Raw genomic sequence first — 25,224 nt, forward strand, 5'->3', positions numbered from 1 at the left:
AGCCAAATAATTCACTTGTGCGAATAATGCCGGAAGACTGACAACGTGGTACTGCCTGACTTCGCACATGACCACCGCTAATAAAAATTCATCGTTGACGGTTCCACGCGTTGTGCGCGGGAATGAGAGGAGAGTAAGTTATGCGCATTGCACTAGATCCCTACATGTACCGCTTTCTGTCTCTGGGCAAGATGGTCGATAAGGTTGCCGAGCTTGGTTACGAATACATCGAGCTGTCACCCCGGGAAGATTTCATGCCGTTCTACAAAGCTCCGCGGGTCGACAAGGCGCGGATCAAGGAGTTTCGCAAAGCCCTGAGCGACACCGGGGTTAAGCTGTCCTCCCTGTTGCCCATGTACCATTGGGCCTCCGCCGACGAAGGCCTGCGCACGGCCGCCGTGCGTAACTGGAAGCGTGCGCTCCAGATTGCCGTGGAGATGGACTGCGAGCTGGTCAACACCGAGTTCACCGGCCAGTCGGACAAACCGCTGGTGTGCGAGAACCAGTTCATGCGCTCCATGGACGAACTGATGCCTGAGTTTGAGCGCGAGGGTATCAATCTGAATATCCAAGCCCACCCTTACGATTTCTGCGAGCGCAACAATGAGGCGGTAGACATCATCCGTGGCCTGGATCGCGACTGGATCAACTACGTCTATGCTGCGCCCCACACCTTCTTCTATGACGACGGCAAGGGCGATATCGAGCCGATGCTCAAATACGCCGGGTCCAAGCTTACCCACCTGATCATCGCCGACACCTACAACCACAGGGTGTCTTCGGGGCAGCGATATATCGTCAACCCTCCCGGTGTGCACGCCACCGTGCACCAGCACCTGGATATCGGCCAGGGCGAGGTTGACTGGGAAGCGTTTTTTGGCACCTTGCGCGAGATCAAGTTCGACGGCATTGCCACGGTCTCGGTGTTTGCCTGGGAGGACCGGCCCGATGAGTCCAGCCGGATGATGCTAGAACGGGTCAAAAGTGAATTGTGTCGATAACCCCACCTTGAGTTGATCGTAAGCGGCGAGGGCCTGTACGGGCTCTCGCTTTGAAATACTCACGCATTGAGCCAGCGGGGGCTGCGCTTTTCCAGGAACGCGGTGACACCTTCTTTTTGATCCTGGGTATCAAAAAGTTCGAGGAACAATTGTCGTTCCTTGGCCCAACCGTTGGCTTGCGGCGATATCCGAGCGCTCATTACCAGGCCTTTGCAGCGGCTGACAGAGGAGGGACTCTGTTCGCCGGCTTTTTCGGCCAACTGCAAGGCGACAGAGAGTGACTCACCTCGTGGCACGACTTCCTCAACCAGACCTATTCGCTCGGCTTTTTGCGCACTGATCCGTTCGCCACAGAGAATCATGCGTTTGGCCCAACCTTCACCCACCAACCATGCCAGGTTCTGGGTTCCACCACCGCAGGGCAGCAGCCCGACCTTGGCTTCCGGCAGGGCCAACTGCGCATGTTCCTCTGCAATGCGAATATCGCAGGCGAGCGCGCACTCCAGACCGCCTCCCATAGCGTATCCATTGATTGCCGCAATAGAGACACCACGAAAATTCGACAGGGCCTCGAAGGCTCGGCCAAACAGATCACTGATTTCCTTGGCGACGCGTTTATCACCGTTGGCAAATTGATTCAGGTCGGCACCGGCCGAGAAGAACTTCTCGCCCTGTCCGGTGATGACCAACGCGTAGATGTCCTTGTCTCGATTGAGCTGTTCGATGAGCGACTCAAGGCTGGCCAGGGATTGAAGATCCCAGGTATTGGCAGGTGGATTGGCGATCGTCAGCAGGGCAGTATGCCTGCGGCGCTCTACTAAAATTTTGTCGTTGTTCATTGAATTGGCTCCGGATGAAAGCGTGTTGTTTCTGTCGTGTTCTTGTTATCGCCACCCTGCAGTCGCTGAAACAGCCACCGAGTTCTTGAGGCTTGCTTCAACGTGATCCTAACAGTGCAAATTTGTTTGTTATATCCGGATAAATGCAAAGTTAATCTGTATTTATGCGTAGGTGACTCGTTGCACTTATCCCAGCCCTGACCTGCATCAGTTTTCTGGCGTTGGCCTGCCAGCGTCATTCAACCGACATGAATGTATGAGTCGATTTGGCGTTTCGGCAAGGTAACTTGGCGGAACCCAGCAGTGCCGCCAACGCAACCCATGCATACACTCCTAAGCAACTGCAAGAACGCTGGAAACGCAGTAATTCAAGGGTTTCTGTACCGGAGTCCTTGGACTGACGCCCCGCGATCGAAGCTTCGGCGCAAGCCATTGTCATGACTCAGGAGCAAGCCAAGTGTCACAACCAAACATTCAGAATTTGGGATCGGCATCGGATAACCCAGCCGACGCCGCCGCTTTTCTCGCACGAATAGACGGCATCTTGCCGTTGCTCAAAGAGCGCTCTGCCGAAGCCGAGCGGTTGCGTTGCCTGCCGATCGAAAATATTCAAGCGATGACCGACGCCGGCATCTTTCGCGCCATCCAGCCGAAACAATGGGGCGGATTGGGCATCGATCCTGCGACCTGGTTCGAGTCGGTTGTCCGGGTCGGATCAGCGTGCGGTTCGTCCGCGTGGGTTCACGGTGTGGTGGGCGGTCACGCCTGGTACGTCGGCCTGTATTCGCAAGAGGCGCAGCAAGATGTCTGGGGTGAAAATCGGGACGCCCGCATCGCCTCTTCGTTCGCGCCGACCGGCAAGGTCGAGCGCGTCAAGGATGGCTTCCGCCTGACGGGGCGCTGGAGCTTTTTGAGCGGCGTGGACCATTGCGACTGGATCGCGCTCGGTGGTGTTGTCCCGGACGATGGCGAGGGGGCGGAATACAGAACTTTCCTCGTGCCCGCGCGGGATTTCAAGATTGATCAGGACAGCTGGCAGGTGGCGGGTCTGCAGGGGTCCGGCAGCAAAGAGGCAACGGTTGATTGCATAGTGCCGGTGCATCGCACCCATACCGTCGAGGACGCCTATGCCGAGTCCGAGCCGGGCCGCAGCATCAATCCTGGACCGCTTTCGCGCCTGCCTTGGATGTCCATGTTCGGCTATGCCATCGGCTCGGCCGCCATCGGGGCCGCGACCGGTGCCATCGAGACGTTTGTTGAGGCGCAACGTAAACGCGTCTCCGGTTTCTCGCACACGGCGGCGGCGGACAATCCGCAACTCTACATCCGGCTGGCCGAAGCGACGACGCTCGTCAATGATGCCCGCGCGCGCATTCCACGCACGTGGGGAGATTTCTACGCGAAAGCCCTGGCGGGCGAAGAGATTCCCGCGGCAAGTCGGGCGCAATGTCGCTACGAAGCTTCTTACGCCATGGCGACTTGCCTGAACGCGGCGCTGAAAATATTCGAGATCGGCGGCGGCGGAATTCTCAACACTGAAAAGGCGTTTCAACGGCATCTGCGCGACCTGATGGGCATGCGCAACCATCCGTTCGCCATTCCGGAGACTTGGTCGGGCACCTATGCGAAGCACATGCTGGGCCTGCCGCCCATGCCGTTCACCCGGTCAAGTATGGCCTGCGTGCGTTAGATCCATCCGGCATCTGATTGCACATTACTTCACTGGCCGAGCGGGGATCAAAACATGCAACTCAAAGGAAAAGTGGCGCTCGTGACAGGTGCAACAGGCGGCATCGGTGCCGCCATTGCGCGGCGCCTCCTCGCCTCGGGGGCCACCGTGATTGTCACCTGTCTCGAGGGCCATGAGCGCGCAGGGGCGACCGCCGATGATGCCATCGGTGCCGCCCGCGTCATGCAGCTTGACCAGCGCTCGCAAGAGTCTATCGAGCAATGTGTTCGGGCCATCGCAGACGAATACGGGCACTTGGATATTTTGGTGAACAACGCTGCGTGGAGTGCCCGCATCCCCTTTTTCGACCTCGAGGCATTAACGCCCGATTTGTGGGATCGGATTCTGGAAACGAATCTGCGCGGGCCCTTCATGCTGGCCCGCGCCTGCGCCACCTTGCTCAAGGCACAAGGAGGTGGACATATCGTGAATATCTCCTCGTGTGGCGGCATTGCGCCCATCGGCAGCAGCATCGCCTACGCCGCTGGCAAGGCCGGGCTCAATCACCTCACGCGTTGCCTTGCGGTTGCCCTGGCGCCCCGCGTGACGGTGAACTGCATCGCCTCTGGGGTGGTGGAAAATACAGGTATGTCCAATCGGGCGATGGATCCGGCGGCACAGGAAGCGGCGCGGCATCGGGCTTTACTGGGACGTACAGTCCAGGCCAGTGATATCGCCGAGCAGGTCATGACGTTTGTGACATCTACATCCACCACCGGGCAGATCATCGCGATCGATGCCGGTTTGCTCGATGCGACACACTAGCCTGATTGAACGAACAGGGAGAAGGGAAAGACTCAGGGTACACAAGACCGGGATGCCACTTGCCGCGGATCATGGGTTCGCGACTTGCTCCACCGGCTTTCAACTATAGATAAGAGATAAGAAGGACTTCTGCCATGCCAGTATCCAGTGATGTTTATAAGCAAATCGGACGCACTGCGGCCGGTTCGGTGTGTGTCGTCGCCGCGTACGACAGAGTGACTGATTCAGTCGCGGCACTCACCGCTTCATCGTTTGTCACGGTGTCGTTCGATCCACCCATGGTGATGTTTGCGTTGCAACAGAGCGCCGATAGCTACACCACCATCGTTTCCAGCAAGTCATTTGGCGTCAGTATGCTCGCGCATCCCCAAAGTCATGTCGCTTCGCAGTTTGCACGCAAGGGGCGTGAAAAGTATGAAGGCGCGCCGTTTACCAATGGCCAGACGCTGCATGTGCCCCTGGTTCCTGACGCACTGGCACAAATTGAGTGCCTGACCGCTCAAGTCTTTATAAGCGGCGACCATGCCATCGTCGTTGGACTGGTGGAAGCCGCGCAAACTGTTGCAGGCGAGCCGTTGATTTACTTCAACGGCAAGTTCGGATCATTCGCGCCATCGCCCGCCGCTTAGATTTTCCAGCAGACCGTTAACGTTTCTTTTTATATCCGGGCGTTGACTCGCCGGGGAGACCTGCGTCCCCCGGCGTCTCTTGACGCTACAACTAACTTAAACAAGTTTTATATAAAGGAAATACAACATGAGCCTTTGGCTAGATATGTTAGGTACCGAAATTCGTTTTATACAGACGAAAAATTTTGGCCGGATACGCATCGCAGAAGCGGGCAAGAAGGGTGGAACGCCGATTATTTTCCAGCATGGCATAAACGGCCATCTGGAGGCATACGCGAAGAATTTGATGGCGCTGTCGCAACAGTTCCATGTGATCGCCTTCGACTATGTCGGCCACGGTTTGTCTGACAAGCCCATCATCGAGTTCACGCCGCCGGTGTTCGCCGAGCAACTTGGCGAACTGATGGATGCGCTTGGTATCGAGCGCGCCCATTTATCGGGCGAGTCGCTGGGTGGCTGGGTCTCGGCGTTCTTCGCCGCGAAGTACCCGCAACGCGTCGACAAGCTGATGCTCAACACGGCCGCCGGCTTGCCGGTTGTGTCGGAGAAAGGCAAAGCCGACCTGCAGAATCTGATGGCGCTCAATGAACGCAATGTCGGCAATGCACCCACCGAGGCATCGGTGCGCGCCCGGATCGAGTGGCTGATGCATGAACGCAACCAGCACCTGGTCAGTGACGAATTGCTGGGGCTGCGCTTGGGCATCTATCTGCGCCCGGAAACACGTGTCGTCGCACCGCTGATCAACGCGCTCATCGGGCGCCACGACGAGTTCCTGATCCCGCTCGAACGGCTGACCTGTCCGACGCTGTTTCTGTGGACGCTTGATAATCCGATCCACGACCTTGCTTGCGCACGCGCCGCGGCAACCCAGGTTGCCGATAGTCGTGTGTATGTGATGCAAGGCGATGCAGCCCATTGGCCTCAGTACGAAGTACCTGACGAATTCAATGCGGTGGCGGCCGAATTTTTTGGTGAGAGCACATCGTCTTTTGACGTCATTCGCCCGACATAAATGAGCGAGCGGATTTGGCGCTTTGGCGATGTAAATTGGCGGAACCCAGCAGTGCCGCCGCGCCAGCCCATGCATACACTCAGTAACCTTCTCAGTAAAGCAAGCGCGCTGGAATGCAGTGAAACCGCGATCGAAGCCTGGCACAAGCCATTGCCAAGACTTCCATTCCCGAGACCTGGTCAGCGTTAGATCCACTTACACCACCGGCGCGGAACGTCATGTTTCGCGCCAGTCGGATCGAAAATAAAGGAGATAAGAAATGATCCAGACACAAGCCCTTGACTACCGGGATGGCGATGTCATTTGCAAGGGGCAACTGGTGCTGCCGGCCGGTGATGACAGCCGTCCGGGTATCGTTGTATTTCCCGACATCTCCGGCATCGGCGAGCATCCACTTGGCAAAGCGAACCGACTGGCGGAGGAACTCGGTTATCTCGTCCTGGTTGCCGATGTTTATGGCGATGGCAAGGCGCCGCCTTTTCCCGAGGCCGGCGAGGTCGTCGCCTCATGGCTTTCAAACTCCGACAAACTGGCGGTCAGAGCCGCAGCGGCATTGAATGCGCTGAAAGCACACCCCCGTTGCAATGGGCGTCTGGGCGCGATCGGCTTTTGCTTTGGCGGCGCAACCGTGCTCGCCCTGACGCGCTCAGGCAACAGCGATTTGCTCGGCGGCGTGAGCTTCCATGGTGTTCTGGCGACTCCCAAGCCGGCTGTTCCCGGCGTGGTGAAGACGAAACTGTTGGTTCTTCACGGCGCCGATGATCCGTTCGCCGGCGATCTCGTCTTCTTTGGCCAGGGCGGAGAAATCCAGTCAAAAACGGTCCTCGAATTTACGCAGGAAATGTCTGCGGCAGGCGTCGACTGTCAGACGGTTTCATACAGCGGTGTGGTGCACGCCTTTACGATTCCGGCGGCGGACAGCTTCGGAACGCCTGGGGCCAAATACGATGCGGTGGCGGACCGCCGATCCTGGAAGTCGATGGCTGATTTCCTCAACGAAGTGTTGTAACCGTTGCCGTGAACAGTAGGGTCGCGACTCGTTCCACCAGTTTTTAACTATAAAAAGGGTGCTTACCATGCCCGTATCCAGTGATGTTTATAAGCAAATCGGACGCACTGCGGCCGGCCCGGTGTGTGTCATCGCCGCGTACGACAGAGTGACTGATTCAGTCGCGGCGCTCACCGCTTCATCGTTTGTCACGGTGTCGCTCGATCCACCCATGGTGATGTTCGCGTTGCAACAGAGCGCCGGTAGCTACGCCACCATCGTTTCCAGCAAGGCATTTGGCGTCAGTCTGCTCGCGCGCCCGCAAAGTGATGTCGCTTCGCTGTTTGCCAGCAAGGGGTGTGAAAAATATGCAGGAGCGCCGTTTACCGATGGCCAGACGCTGCATGTGCCACTGATTCCTGACGTGCTGGCGCACGTTGAGTGCCTGACCTCTCAAGTCTTTATAAGCGGGGACCATGCCATCGTCGTTGGACTGGTGGAGGCTGCGCAAACTGTTGCAGGCGAACCGTTGATTTACTTCAACGGCAAGTTCGGATCATTCGCGCCATCGCCCGCCGCTTAGCCTGCGATCGTCGAATAGCTCGCGGATTTCTTGTCTGAAAGTCATTTCTCCTGATCGGTAGATGCTCGGCCGCAGGGTCACTTTTTTGAGAGTTAGATAACGATGAACTCATTTTCAGCATCTTCGGATGAACCGCTTTCTGCTGAAGCTGCTGCGGCGCTTTTACAAGTTGCCACGCGCGAACGCAAGGCGATTGCTCCGCTGCGCGATCGCCTTGCCCGTGTAGATCAGGACGGCGCCTACGCGGTTCAGGAGGCCAATACTCAGATTTGGTTGGCCGGGGGACGGCGTCTGGTGGGTCGAAAAATTGGCCTGACGTCGCTGGCCGTCCAGGCGCAATTGGGTGTCGATCAGCCAGATTTCGGCATGCTCTTTGCCGATATGGCCGTCGGTGACGGGGAGCCGGTGGAACTGCTTCGCCTGATCCAGCCCAAGGTGGAGGCCGAAGTTGCCCTGGTGATTGGCCGCGACCTGACCCATGAACGCCATACCTACGCCGACTTGATTCGCGCTACCGACTACGCGCTCCCCGCCATTGAAATTGTCGACAGTCGCATCGAGGACTGGAATATCCGTTTCGTCGATACCGTTGCTGACAATGCGTCGAGCGCGCGATTCGTCCTGGGCGGCCGGCCGGTAAAACTGGATCAGTTCGACCTGACAGCTTGCACGATGGAAATGAAGCGTGGCGACGAGGTGGTTTCGCGGGGTAATGGACGTGCGTGCCTGGGCAGCCCGCTCAATGCCGCCATCTGGCTGGCCGACATGATGGTTCGCTGCGGCCGTCCGTTACAGGCTGGCGATATCGTCCTCACTGGTGCGCTCGGTCCGATGGTCGCGGTAACGCAAGCATCCCGATTCGACGTCAGCATCGAAGGGCTGGGCAGTGTCAGCGCTTTGTTCGTCTAAATACTCGTGATTTGTCATTAGCAGGAAGAACGAAGATGAGTCAGAAAATAAAATGTGCATTGATCGGCCCAGGCAACATCGGGACCGATCTGCTCTACAAATTAAAGCGTAGTGCCTTTCTTGAGCCGACCTGGATGATCGGCATCGACCCCGCGTCGGAAGGGCTGGTACGTGCCCGTGAACTCGGTCTGAAAACTTGCGCCACAGGCGTCGATGGTTTTCTGCCGCACGTTTTGGAAGAGGGCGTTCAAATCGCCTTCGACGCTACCTCCGCCTACGTCCACGCTGAGAACAGTCGCAAGCTCAACGCCCTCGGCGTCATGATGATTGACCTCACTCCTGCGGCGATCGGTCCCTTCTGCGTCCCCCCGGTCAACCTCAAGAGCCTGGTTGGACGTAAGGAAATGAACGTCAACATGGTGACCTGCGGAGGACAAGCCACCATTCCCATGGTCGCCGCCGTCTCTCGGGTACAGAGAGTCGCCTACGGTGAAATCGTCGCCACTGTGTCCTCGAAAAGTGCAGGTCCCGGTACACGCAAGAACATAGACGAATTCACCCGCACCACCGCCGGTGCCATCGAGAAGATTGGCGGCGCGGCCAAAGGCAAGGCCATCATTATTATCAACCCGGCCGAACCGCCGCTCATCATGCGCGACACTGTGCACTGCCTGACCGAAGAAACCCCGGACCAGGCCGCGATCACCGCGTCCATTCACGACATGATCAAGGAAGTCCAGAAATACGTTCCCGGCTACCGTCTGGTCAATGGACCGGTGTTCGACGGCAACCGCGTTTCCGTCTTTCTCGAAGTTCTGGGCCTGGGCGACTATTTGCCCATGTACGCCGGCAACCTCGACATCATGACCGCCGCAGCGGCACGCACGGCGGAAATGTTCGCCGAAGAAATCATCAACGGCACGCTCAAGCTTGAGCCTGCGGTCGGCTAAGGGGAACAGAACATGGATCTGCGCGGCAAAAAAATCACCGTCCACGACATGACCTTGCGCGATGGCATGCATCCGAAGCGTCACCTTATGTCCCTTGAGCAGATGATCGACATCGCCACCGGCCTCGATGAAGCCGGCATCCCGCTGATCGAAGTCACCCATGGCGATGGTCTGGGCGGCTCCTCGGTCAACTACGGTTTCCCGGCGCACACCGACGAAGAGTACTTGAGCGCCGTCATTCCGAAGATGAAGCAGGCCAAGGTCTCCGCCTTGTTGTTGCCTGGTATTGGCACCGTCGATCACCTCAAGATGGCGAAAGACCTGGGTGTATACACCATCCGGGTCGCGACGCACTGCACTGAAGCCGATGTAGCCGAGCAACACATCACCATGGCGCGCAAGCTCGAGATGGATACGGTCGGCTTCCTCATGATGGCGCACATGGCCTCGCCGGAAAAACTCGTCGAACAAGCGAAACTGATGGAAGGCTACGGCGCCAACTGCATCTACGTCACCGACTCGGCTGGCTACATGTTGCCCGACGACGTCAGGAGCCGCATCGCTGCCGTGCGTGGCGCCCTCAATCCGGAAACCGAACTTGGTTTCCACGGTCACCACAACATGGCCATGGGCGTCGCCAACTCAATTGTCGCCGTCGAAGCCGGGGCTAACCGCATCGATGCGGCGGCGGCCGGACTCGGCGCTGGCGCCGGCAATACGCCGATGGAAGTCTTCATCGCCGTCTGCGATCGCATGGGCATCGAGACGGGCGTCGATACCTTCAAGATCAGCGATGTTGCTGAAGATCGCGTCGTGCCGATTATGGACCACGTCATCCGGATCGATCGCGATGCCCTGACCTTGGGTTATGCCGGGGTGTACTCCTCCTTTCTGCTCTTTGCCAAGCGTGCCGAGAAGAAGTACGGCATTTCGGCCAGAGAACTGCTCGTCGAACTTGGCCGCCGCGGCATGGTTGGCGGGCAAGAAGACATGATCGAAGACACCGCCATGACGCTGGTCAGGGAACGCGGGGTGGCAGTATGAGCGGCCAGCGCAAGGTGCAAATCGATCTCAGGGTAAGTCCGGTTTACCAGGCTTTTATCGAGGCGCGTGATTTTCTCCAGCGTCATCGTTCCGACTACCAAACAGCAGTGCGCGACTATCGGGCGCCAGAACTGGACACGTTTAATTGGGCGCTCGATTTCTTCGATGTCCAGGCAAAGGACAACAATGCACTGGCATTGTGGGTCGTCGGCGAAGATGGTAGTGAGAAAAAGGTCACGTTTGCCGAGATGTCACTGCGCTCCAGTCAAGTGGCCAATTACTTGCGCTCACTGGGTGTGAAGCGAGGTGACCCTTTGCTCCTCATGTTGCCAAACCGCGTCGAGTTATGGGAACTCATGCTTGCTGGCATCAAACTCGGTGCCGTTATTGTGCCGACAACCATGTTGGTCGCTTCTGAGGATCTTGGCGACCGCATGGAGCGGGGAGCGATCTTGCATGTTGTCACGCAGGTTTCGGAGACCGGGAAGTTCGACTCCCTGACCGGTGGCTACACACGAATTTCCGTAGGGGGCGAAAGGGACGGGTGGCAGGATTTTGAAAAGAGCCATGCGTCGTCGCCCATCTTTACACCCGAAGGCGAGACGCTGTCGGGCGATCCGTTATTGTTGTACTTCACTTCGGGTACTACCTCTAAACCTAAACTTGTTTTACACAGTCATCAAAGCTATCCGGTTGGGCATTTGTCCACCATGTATTGGTTGGGCCTACAACAGGGTGATGTGCATTGGAATATCAGTTCACCGGGTTGGGCAAAACATGCGTGGAGCTGCTTCTTTGCACCCTGGAATGCAGGTGCCACGGTGTTTGTATTCAACTATGAGCGTTTCAGCGCCAGGAATGCGATAGAGGTCATTTGCCGCTGTGGCGTGACCTCGCTTTGCGCGCCACCCACCGTGTGGCGCTTGATGATTCAGGAAGATCTTGAATCGTATAAGGTACCGCTGCGCGAACTTGTCGGGGCTGGTGAGCCGCTCAACCCCGAAGTTATCGAACAGGTCGAACGAGCATGGGGTATTCGTATACGTGACGGCTTCGGCCAGTCTGAGACCACAGCATTGATCGGCAATACGCCAGGTCAAATTCTGAAGCCAGGATCCATGGGGCGCCCGCTTCCCGGCTACCAGATCAGGCTGCTCGATCAAGACGACATGCCCGCTCAGCAAGGCGAGATTTCAATAGTGCTTGAGCCCCGGCCTGTAGGGCTGATGCTGGCCTATGAAGGGGATGCGAAAAAGACCGCTGAGGTGATGCGTAACGGGTACTACCGCACCGGTGACATCGCCACTCGTGACGAAGACGGTTACTACTTTTACGTTGGTCGCAATGATGACGTATTCAAATCATCCGACTATCGAATCAGCCCATTCGAGCTCGAAAGTGTCGTGATGGAGCACGATGCCGTGATGGAAGCAGCAGTTGTCCCCAGTCCGGACGAATTGCGGCTTGCGGTACCCAAGGCTTTCATTACTTTGCGCGAAGGACTCACACCCGATCCAGAGCTGGCGTTATCCATATTCGAGTTTTCTCGCGCCAGATTGGCGCCGTATAAACGCATTCGCCGTATCGAATTCATGGAACTTCCCAAAACCATTTCCGGAAAAATTCGGCGCGTTGAACTGCGAAATAAAGAACATGAACGCAACAGTTCCGCGCGCGGCGCAAGTGAGTATTGGGAGGAGGATTTTGACACCTTTAAAATTAAGCAGCCCGGTTAGCTCATAACCCCGTCGTATTTTTTCTGTCTCTCCAGGAGGCGCTCTGAACTGTTATTCCTGCAAATGGCATAACAGGAAGTTTTAACTGAATAAGCACACAGCGTCTTGGCTGCGTCGGCATGGCGCCGTTGTGGGCATGCGCGCAAAAAATAAATTAAATGGCAAAGAGGTCAGCAATAAAAACAGGCGTGTCAATCGCAAGGGAGTGCAAATAGAAAGCGATTGTTTGAATAAAACAATAATAATTCGAAGAGGTACCACAATGAATAAGTACGCGAAGCTTTTGACACTCGGCTTGACGGTGTTTTGTGCGCAGGGTGCCGCCTACGCCGCAGTGGCGCAAAGCGAGGCCGCCAAGCTAGGTGGCGAGCTGACCCCGACCGGCGCCGACCCCAAGGCTAATCAGGATGGTTCGATCCCGGCATGGACAGGGTCGCAGGCGAAGGCGCCGTCCGGCTTCCAGAAAGGCGCCAAGCCCATTGATCCCTTCGTCGGCGAGAAGCCGCTATTTTCCATCAATGCGAGCAATGCCGCGCAGTACCAGGCCAAGCTGAGCCCTGGCCAAAAGGAACTGCTCAAGCTGCACCAAGGCTACCGGATGGATGTCTATCCATCCCACCGCAGTTGTCCGCTGCCCGCCAGCGTCGCCGCCCAGACCCGCAAGAACGCCACAGACGCCAAATTGGCAGCCGATGGCTGGGGGCTAGCACAGGTGCAGGGTGGAGGTTTCCCTTTCCCGATCCCGCAGAACGGTGCGGAGGCGATCTGGAACTTCAAGCTGCGATATCAGGGCGAATCAATGCACAACTCCTACGTCGGCATGCTGCCGCCCAAGGGCGCCAGCGGCAAGAATCTCGGTGTGGTGCAGCAGTTCTATGATGACATTCTGTTTCCCTTGGGCAAGCCTGATGCCGACCTGACCAGCAGCAAGGGGATGGAGCTCTACTTCAGCAGCTTCACCACCGCCCCAGCAGCCGTCGCCGGCGAGGGCACGCTGGCCCATTACTACATTGCCAAGCCGAACGACCTCTGGCTGTACTTCGCCTCCCAACGCCGTGTGCGTCGTGCGCCGACCTACCAATACGACGCGCCTGTGCTCCAGAGTGACAACCTTCTCGCAGTCGACCAGGTCTGGATGTACAACGGCCCCGTAGACCGCTACGACTTCAAGCTGGTCGGCAAGCAGGAGCTGATCGTCCCTTACAACAACGTGCCCCTGTACGACCATACCGTTGCGGCCCAGGACGTACACGACCCGCTGTTTATGGCGCGTGACAAGGTGCGTTATGAGTCGCACCGGGTCTGGGTGGTCGAGGCTAATGTGAAGCCGGGCATGCGCCACAGCTTCCCGAAACGCACCTTCTACCTCGACGAAGACAGCTGGCTGATCGTTGCCGAAGACCTCTATGACGCTCAGGGCAAGATCTGGCGCTCGATGGAAGCCTACACCGTCGCCAACTGGGATCTTGGCGCCTGCGTGCAGGCGGGATATGCCAGCTACGACCTGCAGGTCGGCCGTTATCTCAGCGACAGGGTGGTCGCTGGTAGCGGCAAGGCGCCCGTCTACGGCGTTTCGTTGAACACGTCCGATTTCTCCGTGGAGTCTTTCCGTTCCAACGCGGGCCGTTGAGCCCGCGTTCACGCTTGGATGCACACCTCTGACTTTCCCGAATGACGAGAGCGCTATGACCACAACAATAAGAAAATCCTGGCACTTCCAACCCAGCTTGATGCGCCTGGCGCCGCTAAGCCTAGCCATCACGACAGCAGTAGGGACCGGCACGTTCGCGCCGCAAGCCCATGCCTTTCGCTTCGAACTGGATAACGGCATCGAAGGCAACTTTGACAGTACCCTGTCACTCGGCATGCAAATGCGTGCCGAGGACCGCGATTGTCATTACATAGCTTACGACAATGGCGGCTGTGCCAACTTCAAGGCCGACGGCGACCTGGGCCTTATCAACAGTGATGACGGTAACCTGAACTATAACAAGGGCCAGTTGATCAGCCAGGCCTTGCGCGGCACCCATGACCTCTATCTGAAGGCCCCGGGTGGCTGGAAAGCGTTGGTGCGCGGTGCCTGGTTCTACGATTTTGCAGTGGATGATACCCAGCGCACGGATATCCCCCGCAGCGCCAGGAACATTGCGGTGCGCGATGCAGAGATCCTCGACGCCTATGTGCAGAAGGAGTTCGACATCGCTGATCAGCCGGCGAAGATCCGCGCCGGCAAACAAGTGGTTACCTGGGGTGAGGCACTTCTTACCTTTGGCGGCATCAACGCCATTAACCCACTGGATCTGCGCAAGGCCAACTCGGCCGGGGTGCAACTCAAGGAGCTGTACCGCCCGACGCCGATATTCGATTTTTCCACCAGCCTGACCGATAACTTCGGCATCGAGACCTATTACCAGTGGGGCTTTGACGAGCACATCCTGCCAGCCAAGGGCACCTACTTCAGCACCCTTGACATGGCGTCGCCGGGATCGACGGCCGTGTTCTCCGGCACCCCGGCCTTGACTGGCGGAACCTTGCCGGCGGCAGGCCCGCCCGGCACCATGGGTGATGACGGCACCATAGATGCCACCACCGGCAGTACCATCAGTCTGGAAGACCGTTTGAGCGGAAATTTCCCTGGAGCGCAGAACATACTCGGTGGTGTGGGCTCGGCGATCGGGCGCAGTTCGGACAAGTACAAAAAGGGTGGCCAGTTTGGTCTGGCGGCGCGTTATACCTTCGAGGACTCGGGTGACCAACTGGGCCTCTACTACATTCGCTACCATGAGAAGACTCCAGCCATTGGTTTGATCGTTGACTCCACGGCGAACAACCCATTGGGGTACAGAAGCTACTTCGTCAACTATGCCGCGGACCGCGATCTGTTCGGGATCAGCTACAACTTCCGTGTCGGCGACTGGTCCGTGGGCGCCGAATTGGCCTATCGACCGAATGATGTGGTGCTCATCGATCAGACGGTGCCTCAGGTGGCGGCGAGCAAATACTCCTGCCTGCCCGCCAATGGCACGGCCTTCAGCGGCGGCCCGATTGCCGGCGGCAAGGCAGATGGCACGGTGTGCCCCGGTTACCTTGAGACCGAGCGCTACCAGGCGACCATCAGCGGCTTGAGCATCCTGCGTCCGGACAGCTTCGGCGGCCTGATCGGAGCGCTGGGCGCCAGCGATGGCATGATGATCGCCGAGCTGGCAGTTTCGCACCTGCCGAACCTAGATCTGAGCGCTGCGGCGCCGGGTGAGAATGGCAGTAACGAAGCGTTCGGCACCCATGTGCCTTATCCGATCAACTACGATGCCGCGGCACCGACCAGGACCACCGCCGGGGTCGCCATTTCCACTACATTGACCTACCCGAACGCCTTCGGCACCCGCGTCTCTCTGGTTCCCGAGTTGGGTATCAATCGTGGCTTGTACGGCAGCCCGGCCGGCGTCTTTCCCGGTTTTTCGAAGAACGTCGGCTCGGTTACTACAGCGCTCAATGTCGACTTCAAAACCGACCCGGGGCTGACCGCAAGGGTCGATTTCACCCATTTCTATGGTGGCGGGGAGAGTAATCCGATGCTTGACAAGGATTATCTCGGTCTCAGTTTGACCACTTCATTTTAAGCCAGCAGATCAGGTGATCCATGTTGCAAGTCTTTCTCGCCCGCTTCGAAGTACTCGCCTTTCGGCACAGACTGGTATTACTGCTATCGCTATTGTGCTTCACCGTGCTCATGGCGGTTTTCGCCTTGCAGCTGCGTATGGAGGCCGGTTTCGAGAAGCAGCTACCCACCCGTCACGAATATATCGAGACCTTTCAGAAGTATCGCAATGAGCTATTCGGCGCCAACCGGCTGACCGTGGTGGTGCGTGCCCGCGATGGTGACATCTGGAGCGAGGAGGGCTTGCGACGATTGTTCAATGTGACCGAGGCATTGGCGGCCATGTCGGGGGTCAACCGCGCATCGGTGACCTCCTTGTGGACGCCCAATGTCTTCGTTACCGAAACCACCGAAGAGGGGTTCAGTGCGCTGCCGGTCACCGGTGGCGACCTGACGCCCGATCGTCTGGATGGCGCTGTGATCGCACAGATTCGCGAGCGAGCGTTGCGTGGCGGACATATAGGTACTCTGGTCGGCAATGATCACCGTAGTGCCGCGATCACCGCCGAGCTGATCGACAGTGATCCTGCAACAGGTGAGCCGCTGGACTACATCGCTTTCAACCACGCCCTTGAGGAGCAGTTACGGGCCCAATTTGAAGATGCCAATTTTGAGATTCAGATCATCGGCTTCGTCAAGCAGATCGGCGACATTGCTGATCAGGGCAAGGCCTCCGTTCCATTCTTCGTTCTGGCATTCTTCCTGACCGCATCCGCCGTCTATTGGTATTGCCGTTCGATACAGCTGATGGTATTGCCGTTGGCGTGTTCCCTGATGTCTCTGGTCTGGCAGTTCGGTACCCTGCGTCTGCTTGGCTACGGCCTCGATCCGCTGGCGATTCTGGTGCCATTTCTGGTGTTCGCCATCGGCGTGTCCCACGGAATTCAGCAGATCAACTACATCGTGCGCGAGATCGCTCATGGCAAGAGCAGCATGCAGGCAGCTCGCGCCAGTTTCTCCGGGCTGCTGATCCCTGGTACTTTGGCGCTGGTCACCGCCTTCGTCAGTTTCATCACCCTAGTGCTGGTGCCGATCCCGATGATCCAGGAACTGGCGATCACCGCCTCGATCGGGGTCGGCTACAAGATTATTACCAACCTGATCATGCTGCCGGTGGCGGCCTCCTATGTCCATGTCAGTCCGGACTATGCGCGCGAGGCCATGCTCCAACGCGAGCGGCGCAGCCAGTGGCTGCATGGGGTGGCGCGCCTGGCCGAGCCGAACAAAGCCGCATGGGTCACCCTTGGCGGCCTGGTCGTGCTCGGGCTGTCCCTCTGGGGCAGCCACGGCCGGCATGTCGGCAGCCTGGAGCCGGGGGCGCCCGAGCTGCGCGCCGATGCTCGCTTCAATCAGGATGCGGCGGCGATAGTCTCCAACTTCAATGTCGGCCTCGATTGGCTGACGGTCGTGATCGCCACCGATCAGAATGCCTGCGAGAACGCCTCAATGATCCAACTGGTCGACGACCTTGGCTGGGCACTGAAACAGGTGCCGGGGGTTGTCGCAGTCGAGTCGGCGGCGACCGTCAGCAAGGAGTTCGTCGCCGCGCTCAACGAAGGCAACCCCAAGATGGCCAGCCTGCCGCGCGACGGTCGCGGCGTCGGCGGGATCATGCTGAGTCTGCCCAAGACCCAAGGCATCCGCAGCGCCGATTGCTCGATGCAGGCGGTCAACCTCTACCTCGCCGACCACAAGGCCACCACCATCAAAGCGGTTCTGCAGGCGGTGAAGGCGTTCAGCGCGGCCAATCACTTGGATGGTGTAGCGATCCGCCTGGCCAGCGGCAACGCCGGGGTGGCCGGTGCCACCAACGAGGTGCTGGAGGAGTCTGAGATGCCGATGATGCTCTACGTCTATGCCTGCATCATCATTCTGGTATTCCTTACCTACCGCGACTGGCGCGCCGTGCTGTCCTGCTGTTTGCCGCTGACGGTGGCAACCTGGATCGGCTACTGGTTCATGAAGGAACTCAACATCGGCCTGACCGTCGCCACGCTGCCGGTAATGGTACTTGCGGTGGGCATAGGCGTGGATTACGCCTTTTACATCTACAACCGCTTCCAGTTGCATCTGGCCGCTGGGCAAAGCACGACCAAAGCGGTCGAAAACGCGATCCTGGAGACCGGTATCGCAACCATCTTCACTGCCCTGACGCTGACTGTGGGGGTGGCCACCTGGTCCTTTTCTCAGCTCAAATTCCAGGCTGACATGGGTAAGCTCCTGGCCTTCATGTTCATGATCAACATGGTCATGGCCATGACCCTGCTACCGGCCTTCGCGGTGGTACTCGATCGTCTGTTTCCCCGTCGCGGCCCGGTACGGGTCCCCGGCATCGCCCACCATTGAGGCCCAAGTATGAAGCATTCCAGTTATTCCCTGTTTGCTCTGACCCTGGCGGCGTTGCTGGCGCTGCCAGCCCAGGCCGAACCGACCCGGGTGCCGGTCGACCGGCCGGCGATACTCGGCGCCAATAGCGTCTCTGCCAACCTGGTCGCGGCAACACGCGCCGGCCAACGCATCGTGGTGGTCGGCGACTACGGCACCGTGTTGATCTCCGATGACGGCGAGCAGTTTCGCCAGGCCCGCTCGGTGCCTGTGCAATCGCTGCTCACCTCTGTGCAGTTCATCGATGCCCAGCACGGCTGGGCGGTGGGCCACGACGGTGTGGTCCTCACCAGCACCGACGGCGGTGAGACCTGGAGCCTGTTGCGTAAGGCCGACACAGCTGGCGAGGTACTGCTCTCGGTGAACTTTCTGGATGCCCACCACGGCTTTGCTGTCGGCCAGTTCGGCCTGGCGCTGGAGAGCCTAGATGGCGGTCGCAGCTGGCAGCCTTCGTCCCTGGCTGAGGTGCTGGATGATCCGGGGATGCACTTCAATGGCGTGACGAGCACCGCCTCGGGCAAGGTGCTGGTGGTTGCGGAAAACGGCATCAGCGTCTTTTCCGCCAACCGTGGGCAGACCTGGCAACGAGGGGATACTGGCCAGGGTGGTTCGCTGTGGAATGTAATCGCCTTGGAAGATGAAAGCTTCGTCGCCGCCGGGATTCGTGGCCACCTGTATCGCAGCAGCGATGGGTTGACCTGGACGCGTGCCGAGACCGGGGTCAAGGAGTCCCTCACCGGTTTGACCCAACTGGCTGACGGTCGGGTGCTGGTGGTTGGTTTCGGCGGTTATGTGCTGACCAGCGTCGATGGTGGGCGCAGCTTTACGGTGGAAACGCGCAGTGACCGCGCGCCGCTCACGGCAGTGGTCGCTGGCGCGCGTCGAGCAATGCTGTTTTCTGCGCTGGGGGTGGTGAAGAACGCCATCGATGACTCGCGCGCAATTCAAGCAAGCATTGCCCCCGGTCAGCATGCTTCTCCTGACCTACCTGACTGAGGTAGGGCATTACCTCGGACATTGGCACGCGGACCCGGCAGATCAATCTGGCGGGTCACGTGCTGATACCGGACTTCATCGATGCACACATGCAGCCGGGAGAAGGCGGATGCTCCATTCTTCGTGCTGCACTTTTTATACGTGTCGAGATATGCGGCAATTGACCAGGTCAGTAAAAGCCCACCTGTAAGCGCTGTTTTTGTCGGCTCAAGTCGTCGTGGCGCGCGGGCTCGTTGGGACATTTGTCGGCACCGGTGTCGCGGTTTGCAGTAAGGAGGCTGTCGAGGGATTCGTTGTTCAGATGGCCGCGGAGGCGCGGTATTGGGAGGTCGCAACGGTAGAGCGAGAAGTCCTCATGACTCCTCGCTCTTCTTCCGTCACTCAGTAATGATTGGATGTGTCATGTGAACGATCTGCGAGAAACTTCAGCGGCGGTTTTCCTAGCGTCTTGCGAAACATCGTGCCGAACGCGCTGGCACTCTCGAATCCGAGATCGAATGCAACAGCCTGAACGGAATCGCCTTCCGATAGCCGCTCCAATGCGAGCATGATTTGAAACTGTTGCCGCCAGCGTCGGAAACACATGCCCGTTTCTTTGGACAATACCCGAAGCATCGTGCGCTCACTCATTCCGACGATGAGCGCCCATTCAGACATTGTGGTTCGGTCAGCGGGATCAATGATCAGGCGTTCGGCGATTTTCCGTAAGCGCCGATCCGAGGGCATCGGCAGGTGCAATTGTTCCACCGGCACCGTAGCCAGTCGGTCAAGCAAGACGCCAATCATCCGGCTGTCGGGCCCATCGACGTCGCAGTGATCGGGCAAGTGAGATATCTCGATTACGAGTTCGCGCAACAGTGGAGGGACGGCCAGCGTGCAGCAGGACAGGGGCAGAAGCCGGGTCAATTCTGGTTCTATGTATACGCAGTAGAGCTGAAGATCGCCCACGCTCTGCATGCTGTGTTCCATGCCAGCCGGAATCCACAAGGCGGAACCCAGCGGCACCATCCACAGACCCGTAGCGACCTCACAGGTGACGAGCCCACGGGTGACGAGCATAAGCTGCGCGTCATCGTGTTTGTGCGTGGGGAGCTCAAAATTCGCATTGACCAGCTCAACCGCTGAGACTGCGCCGTCAGTTTTCTTGAAGGACAAGGTTTCAAAAGTTTCAATCATGACATCAGATCCTTTAGATCTCAGCCAATCTGAACCAAACATTGTCGGGCTGCGAACCTAATCCGGCAAGTGAGATCATCCGGCATTCGCGGCGCGGGCAATGTTCGACAAGAAGAGGCACGGTACCTGATCGGAACCGCGAGCAAATCGGATTGGTCAGCGGAACCGACAATCGGTACCGACATACGCCAGCACTTCGACGTGCCTCACTTTGCTACCATGCGGTTGCCCCGGTGCCCCCAAAGCATTGGTTGATCGTAGCTTTTGATTTCCCAGTCTTCACCTATCAGGCGTGCCCCAAAACCATACTCCATCCAGAAACCAGACGGTGTCTGCAGATAAAAACTCTGCATATGGTCATTGGAATGCTTGCCAGGCTCCAGCATGATTGGAATGCCTTTATCTCGTGCAATGTCATACCCGTAGCCTACGTCGTCCATAGACTTTGCTTCGAGCATGATGTGATTGAGCGCACCGGCGGGCCTGCCCGGCGCAGCCGCCAGGATCGCCAAGGTATGGTGACGGGAGTTGCAATGCAGAAAAACGGCATCATTGTCGTCCCAGGCGATGTAGTCGGAAATTTTAAATCCCATCACCTGAGTATAGAAGTCGATTGTGGCCTGCACGTCCTTCACCCAGAAGACTACATGACCTAGGCCCAGTCCGTCGGTGGTGTACCCGGAAATGCCACGGCTGGGCGCGAAGGGCGTGTTCGAGACCAGAGGGCCGTAGTAGATTTCACTCTCAACTTCGATCGTGGGTTCGCGAAATTGATAGAGGGCTTTGACCTTTCGTTCGGCACACAGCCCTGGCGAGCCGGGAACGACTTCGATTTGGCGATCCCGTAAAGTTTGTGCCAGAGCCTCAAGTTCCGCCATTGAACCGACTTCCCAACCGACAGTGGCGATTGCGTCGATCTCGGACGAGTTCAGTGTGAGGCGATGATGGTGCTCATCCATGCGTAGATCGACGACATCGGAATCGTGTCGGCGACGCACTTCGAGCCCAAAGACCTTGGTCATCAGATCAAGCCACTCATCTAGCTTGCTGACATTTAAAGCGATATAGCCAAGACTGCTAACACCCATGATTGTTTCCTTATTTTTATTTTGAAATGGTGCTCTGGATCCCATGGCTCGCTATTTGGGCAGGCTAGGGAAGGCAGGTCCTGGATCATAGTAAACAGGGTTGCTTGTGGCCATATGTCGCAGTTTCGCCAATATCAGTTGCGATTTCGCCAATCAGGGACGTTGGTAAACAGCTCGCTAACTGCCGGGTTGACGAGGTGCCCAGCCGAGGGATTTGGGGGTTAGCGGTCCAACAACCAGCTCGACGCGTCTTGCAATGCCACCAGCCATAGAAAACGGTACAACGCCGCATAGGCTTATAGGGCAATTTCGAACAGCGATCCGGACAACGGAGCTTTCTTCAGGATATCCAGCGGCACAAATTGCCTTGCCGAGGTCACGTACAACGTCTTGCCTTCGATGCCACCAATGGCGACGCCGGTCGGGCAGGGCACTGGCAGCGCAATCACGTGATCGAGATTGCCATCCTCGGCGAAGTGCACCACGCTCCAGCCGTCACGCAGTGCCGTCCATAGCCCGCCGTTGGCGTCAATATCCAGGCCGCTGATGATCCCCGAGCTTTTCGGCACGGTGGCAAATTTTCGTACTGCGCTTGAGCCGGGTTTGAGCATCAATATATTTCCTGAGTCTGGTGCATTGGCGTACAAGGTCTCGCTTTGGGCATGCCATAAGAGGTGATCTACCGCTTCGTTGAGTTGCCAGAGCGGATCGAAAGTACCATCGGTCTCGATGATGCCGATGCGGCTGGTGTTGCCTGCGCCCATCGAAACCCATAGCGTGCCAGAGGTCCGATTGCACACTGCGCGCACGTGCTTGTGGGGCCAGTTCGCCAGCGATTCCACTTGATTGCCGTCGATCAGCACCGCGTTTTTTTCCAGGATCAGCACAGGGAATTGATCTTTGAAGAACACGCCGATAATGGGTTGTTCGACCGGTATTTTCTGGTGCTCGCCGTCAGGCTGATAAAAGCGCAAGGCTGGTGCCAAAGTGTCTAGCCACAACAGTCGACCACTGTTTTCACACCACAGCGGATGACTGCCGTGGATCGTCTGGGGAACGGCACTGATGGCTTGGGCCGAAGAGTCGGTCGCCGCTGACTGCAACTGCGCGCCGATGTAGCGCGCGGCCTCTACCAGTTCCGGCCCCAGCAGTTCTATGCGGGCCATGGTCAGGCGATAGGCCGGGCCGGCCACGCTGATGGCGCCGCGTACGACGCCCTGCGGATCGATCACCGGGGCACCAACACAACGGGTGCCCAAGACGTTCTCTTCATCATCGATGGCATAGCCGCGGCTTTGAATAATGCGCAGCTCGGCCTGCAACCGGCGGCGATCGGTGATGGTCAGTTCGGTCAGCGGCTTGAGGTTGAGGTCGCGAACGATGGGATCGCGCAGTTCGGCAGGCAACGCCGACAGGATCGCCTTGCCCTGGCTGGTTGCGTATACCGGTTTGCGATGACCCAGAGACGCATTCGAGCGCTGTGAGTGAGGGCTGTCGTAACGTTCGAGGGAGACCACGTCGAGTCCTTCAAGGGTGCCGATATAGGACGTCTCGCCCGTCAAATCGCGAAGCGCACGCAGCTGCGAAGAGGCAGCTGACACCAGGTCTGGCATTGAATAAACCTGTTTGGCCATCTCCACGCAGCGAAAGCCCAGGCAGTACTTGCGTCGGCCTGGATCACGCCTTACCAACCCACGAGCCACCAGGGTGGCCAGGATGCGATAGACCGTGGTGCGGGGCAGCGCCAGGCGCTCGGCAAGGTCGTTTTGGCTCATGCCGTCGGTTCTTTCGCTGATGAGGTCGAGAATGTCGATGGCTTTTTCCAGTGAGCCAGTGCCTTCGCCTGTGTTTCTAGTCATGGTTGAGTCTCACCATATGGAACGAATGGGTCAAAGTGCCGTTACCAAGGAGCAGGAGCAGTTTTATCTCACCCTGCGATCTGCAATATTCATCGCCAGACAACTTTTGCCGTGTTGCTAAAGACTAAGTTCAATAAGTGAGTATGTCCATGAGTGAAGATAAACAACAAAAAATATCCAATGCGCAGTCACCCTCTTTAGAAGAGTTGGCGTCCCGGACCAATACCACTTATGTGTCCGATGAAATACTCGATCGCCTGGCGAAAGTTTCCAGCGGTACATTGACCACACAACTATTCAAGCGCGGTTATCGCCAGCCGGTTATGGTCGGCGTCACGCCGTTGAACAAAAAGGTTAAGCCGTTTGCCGGGCGTGCCTACACCATGCGCTTCATCCCGGCGCGTGAAGATCTCGACACTGTCGCCACCGTGACCACCGGCCCCAATCCGGACAACCTGCAATGGTTTGGTGTCGAGCAGGTGACGCCTGGCGACGTGCTAGTAATCGACAGTCGCGGTGATTCCCGAGCGGCTGCCATGGGTGACGTACTGATCAAACGCATGATGTTGCGCGGCGCCAGGGCGGTGATCACCGACGGTGCTTTTCGCGATGGCGACGAGATCTCGCAGATGAATATCCCCACGTGGAGCGCAGGTGTTACGGCTACTTCAAGGTTGTCGTTCCATCACGTCGCTGACTTGCAAGTGCCCATTGGGTGCGCCGACGTTGCGGTGTATCCGGGCGATGTGATTCATGGCGACCGCAACAATGTCACGGTGATTCCGGCGCATCTGGCAGCGGAGCTCGCCGACGTCTGCGAAGCGCAGGACGATCTCGAAAACTATATTGCCCAGCGCATCGGCAGGGGAGATGCGATCTGGGGGGTGTTCCCGGCCAACGACAAGACACGTCACGAATATCAGCAGTGGGTAGCCGATGGTCGGCCGGATCTGCCGCAGGTTGAAAGAGATTGATACCGGCGCTAACGATAACTGTAATAACAGTGATAGCTGGGGAATAAGAGGTGGGGTGTGAGAAAAGTAACCCTGGAAAATTACCAGACCGAAAATCAGATCTTGAATGATGAAAGTCGGACGCGTTACTTAAGGACGGCCAACTTTTTATTGGCGATGACTGAAGTAAGTGATTCGGCTGTTTTGCCGCGCCTTAATGCCGATGAATATATGGTCATTGCACCGCCGGACATTAAAATTGCAGTAACGGCAGGCGACGAGCACATCATGAGCGACGGTAATGATCTGTTTATCGTCCCGCCAGGCGTCAGCAGTGTCGAGGTCAAGGGCCGAGGTCATCTGGTTCGGATCTTCAGCAATCAGGCGACTGATCTAATGCCTTTGGCGAGTAATCACGCTGACTATGTTCATGGGGCGCCGGAGGTTGCAGCTCTGAAACCATGGCCGCAGCCGCTGGAAGGCTATCGGCTGCGCCATTATCCGCTGGAGCGATATGTCGATGTCCGCTCGCCGGGCCGCGCGTTTCGCAGTCGCAACCTGATGGTCAACATCACTGACGTGTACCCAGGCCAGCGCGACAGCAAAAAGCTCAAACCGCACTCGCATCAGGATTTCGAGCAGATCACCCTGACGTGTGCCGGGCGCTTCGTGCACCACCTGCGCACCCCGTGGGGGATTGACTCCACACAGTGGCGGGATGATCAGCACCTGGATGTCGGCAGTCCTGCCGCGCTGACAATCCCCGCCGGCTTGATTCACACCAGTCAGGCCATGGAGCAGGGCTGTTGGCTGGTGGACATTTTTGGCCCGCCCCGGGTTGATTTCTCATTGATGCCAGGGTTCGTGCGTAACGCCGATGAATACCCGATGCCGGAGGCGCCCACCGTCTGAGTCCGCCCA

At 57.9% G+C, this 25,224-nt stretch carries 21 protein-coding genes; 17 read left to right on the forward strand and 4 right to left on the reverse strand.

The window, feature by feature from the left end; all coding sequences use genetic code 11:
- The first annotated feature begins 140 nt into the window (after nucleotides 1–140).
- The gene (locus PMI18_RS20845; protein ID WP_007898060.1) at nucleotides 141–1,001 is read left to right on the forward strand and encodes a sugar phosphate isomerase/epimerase family protein; all 861 of its coding nucleotides are present in this window, start codon (nucleotides 141–143) and stop codon (nucleotides 999–1,001) included.
- A 59-nt stretch (nucleotides 1,002–1,060) separates the two neighbouring features.
- On the opposite strand, the gene PMI18_RS20840 is transcribed toward PMI18_RS20845, so the two are convergent.
- Nucleotides 1,061–1,840: an enoyl-CoA hydratase gene (locus PMI18_RS20840; protein WP_007898061.1), complete on the reverse strand. Its 780-nt coding sequence runs from the start codon at nucleotides 1,838–1,840 to the stop codon at nucleotides 1,061–1,063.
- 457 nt (nucleotides 1,841–2,297) lie between these two features.
- Between PMI18_RS20840 and PMI18_RS0129415 the strand changes: the two genes are divergently transcribed.
- The 14 genes from PMI18_RS0129415 (at nucleotide 2,298) to PMI18_RS20780 (ending at nucleotide 19,227) form a co-directional block, all read left to right on the forward strand.
- The gene (locus PMI18_RS0129415; RefSeq protein WP_007898062.1) at nucleotides 2,298–3,530 is read left to right on the forward strand and encodes an acyl-CoA dehydrogenase family protein; all 1,233 of its coding nucleotides are present in this window, start codon (nucleotides 2,298–2,300) and stop codon (nucleotides 3,528–3,530) included.
- 54 nt (nucleotides 3,531–3,584) lie between these two features.
- Nucleotides 3,585–4,334 carry an SDR family NAD(P)-dependent oxidoreductase gene (locus PMI18_RS20835; RefSeq protein ID WP_007898063.1) on the forward strand — a complete coding sequence of 250 codons (750 nt, stop codon included), beginning with the start codon at nucleotides 3,585–3,587 and terminating at the stop codon, nucleotides 4,332–4,334.
- A 134-nt stretch (nucleotides 4,335–4,468) separates the two neighbouring features.
- Entirely contained in the window at nucleotides 4,469–4,963 is a 495-nt protein-coding gene (locus tag PMI18_RS20830) for a flavin reductase family protein (protein WP_007898064.1), read from the forward strand.
- A 127-nt stretch (nucleotides 4,964–5,090) separates the two neighbouring features.
- Nucleotides 5,091–5,978 (forward strand): alpha/beta fold hydrolase, encoded by an 888-nt coding sequence (locus PMI18_RS20825; protein WP_007898066.1) that lies wholly within the window; start codon nucleotides 5,091–5,093, stop codon nucleotides 5,976–5,978.
- A 259-nt stretch (nucleotides 5,979–6,237) separates the two neighbouring features.
- The gene (locus PMI18_RS20820) at nucleotides 6,238–6,987 is read left to right on the forward strand and encodes a dienelactone hydrolase family protein (RefSeq protein WP_007898069.1); all 750 of its coding nucleotides are present in this window, start codon (nucleotides 6,238–6,240) and stop codon (nucleotides 6,985–6,987) included.
- A gap of 67 nt (nucleotides 6,988–7,054) precedes the next feature.
- Nucleotides 7,055–7,549: a flavin reductase family protein gene (locus PMI18_RS0129420; protein ID WP_007898072.1), complete on the forward strand. Its 495-nt coding sequence runs from the start codon at nucleotides 7,055–7,057 to the stop codon at nucleotides 7,547–7,549.
- A gap of 102 nt (nucleotides 7,550–7,651) precedes the next feature.
- Nucleotides 7,652–8,458, forward strand: coding sequence for a 2-keto-4-pentenoate hydratase (locus PMI18_RS20815; protein WP_007898075.1), 807 nt, complete (start codon nucleotides 7,652–7,654; stop codon nucleotides 8,456–8,458).
- A gap of 35 nt (nucleotides 8,459–8,493) precedes the next feature.
- Complete coding sequence (locus PMI18_RS20810; protein ID WP_007898079.1) at nucleotides 8,494–9,408, forward strand: acetaldehyde dehydrogenase (acetylating); 915 nt, start codon at nucleotides 8,494–8,496, stop codon at nucleotides 9,406–9,408.
- Between the two features lie 12 nt (nucleotides 9,409–9,420).
- Nucleotides 9,421–10,452, forward strand: a complete 1,032-nt coding sequence (gene dmpG, locus PMI18_RS20805; RefSeq protein ID WP_007898084.1) for a 4-hydroxy-2-oxovalerate aldolase — start codon at nucleotides 9,421–9,423, stop codon at nucleotides 10,450–10,452.
- Nucleotides 10,449–12,188, forward strand: a complete 1,740-nt coding sequence (locus tag PMI18_RS20800; protein WP_007898087.1) for an AMP-binding protein — start codon at nucleotides 10,449–10,451, stop codon at nucleotides 12,186–12,188. Before dmpG ends, PMI18_RS20800 begins: the two co-directional genes overlap by 4 nt.
- Nucleotides 12,189–12,450: 262 nt before the next feature.
- Nucleotides 12,451–13,818: a DUF1329 domain-containing protein gene (locus tag PMI18_RS20795; RefSeq protein ID WP_007898090.1), complete on the forward strand. Its 1,368-nt coding sequence runs from the start codon at nucleotides 12,451–12,453 to the stop codon at nucleotides 13,816–13,818.
- 55 nt (nucleotides 13,819–13,873) lie between these two features.
- Nucleotides 13,874–15,808, forward strand: a complete 1,935-nt coding sequence (locus tag PMI18_RS20790; RefSeq protein WP_007898092.1) for a DUF1302 domain-containing protein — start codon at nucleotides 13,874–13,876, stop codon at nucleotides 15,806–15,808.
- 20 nt (nucleotides 15,809–15,828) lie between these two features.
- Nucleotides 15,829–18,192: an efflux RND transporter permease subunit gene (locus tag PMI18_RS20785; protein ID WP_007898094.1), complete on the forward strand. Its 2,364-nt coding sequence runs from the start codon at nucleotides 15,829–15,831 to the stop codon at nucleotides 18,190–18,192.
- A 9-nt stretch (nucleotides 18,193–18,201) separates the two neighbouring features.
- Nucleotides 18,202–19,227 carry a WD40/YVTN/BNR-like repeat-containing protein gene (locus PMI18_RS20780; RefSeq protein WP_007898097.1) on the forward strand — a complete coding sequence of 342 codons (1,026 nt, stop codon included), beginning with the start codon at nucleotides 18,202–18,204 and terminating at the stop codon, nucleotides 19,225–19,227.
- A 381-nt stretch (nucleotides 19,228–19,608) separates the two neighbouring features.
- On the opposite strand, the gene PMI18_RS20775 is transcribed toward PMI18_RS20780, so the two are convergent.
- From PMI18_RS20775 to PMI18_RS20765, 3 genes are all read right to left on the reverse strand, one after another.
- The gene (locus PMI18_RS20775) at nucleotides 19,609–20,403 is read right to left on the reverse strand and encodes an AraC family transcriptional regulator (RefSeq protein WP_007898100.1); all 795 of its coding nucleotides are present in this window, start codon (nucleotides 20,401–20,403) and stop codon (nucleotides 19,609–19,611) included.
- Between the two features lie 206 nt (nucleotides 20,404–20,609).
- Nucleotides 20,610–21,491 carry a VOC family protein gene (locus PMI18_RS20770; protein WP_007898103.1) on the reverse strand — a complete coding sequence of 294 codons (882 nt, stop codon included), beginning with the start codon at nucleotides 21,489–21,491 and terminating at the stop codon, nucleotides 20,610–20,612.
- Between the two features lie 296 nt (nucleotides 21,492–21,787).
- Nucleotides 21,788–23,350 carry an IclR family transcriptional regulator domain-containing protein gene (locus PMI18_RS20765; protein ID WP_007898108.1) on the reverse strand — a complete coding sequence of 521 codons (1,563 nt, stop codon included), beginning with the start codon at nucleotides 23,348–23,350 and terminating at the stop codon, nucleotides 21,788–21,790.
- Nucleotides 23,351–23,499: 149 nt separating this feature from the next.
- On the opposite strand from PMI18_RS20765, the gene PMI18_RS20760 reads away from it, so the two are divergent.
- Both PMI18_RS20760 and PMI18_RS20755 read left to right on the forward strand, forming a co-directional pair.
- The gene (locus tag PMI18_RS20760) at nucleotides 23,500–24,324 is read left to right on the forward strand and encodes a demethylmenaquinone methyltransferase (RefSeq protein WP_007898111.1); all 825 of its coding nucleotides are present in this window, start codon (nucleotides 23,500–23,502) and stop codon (nucleotides 24,322–24,324) included.
- 57 nt (nucleotides 24,325–24,381) lie between these two features.
- Nucleotides 24,382–25,215, forward strand: coding sequence for a hypothetical protein (locus tag PMI18_RS20755; protein ID WP_007898115.1), 834 nt, complete (start codon nucleotides 24,382–24,384; stop codon nucleotides 25,213–25,215).
- Nucleotides 25,216–25,224 lie beyond the last annotated feature (9 nt).

The sequence above is a fragment of the Pseudomonas sp. GM102 genome, assembly GCF_000282555.1.
GTDB lineage: Bacteria > Pseudomonadota > Gammaproteobacteria > Pseudomonadales > Pseudomonadaceae > Aquipseudomonas.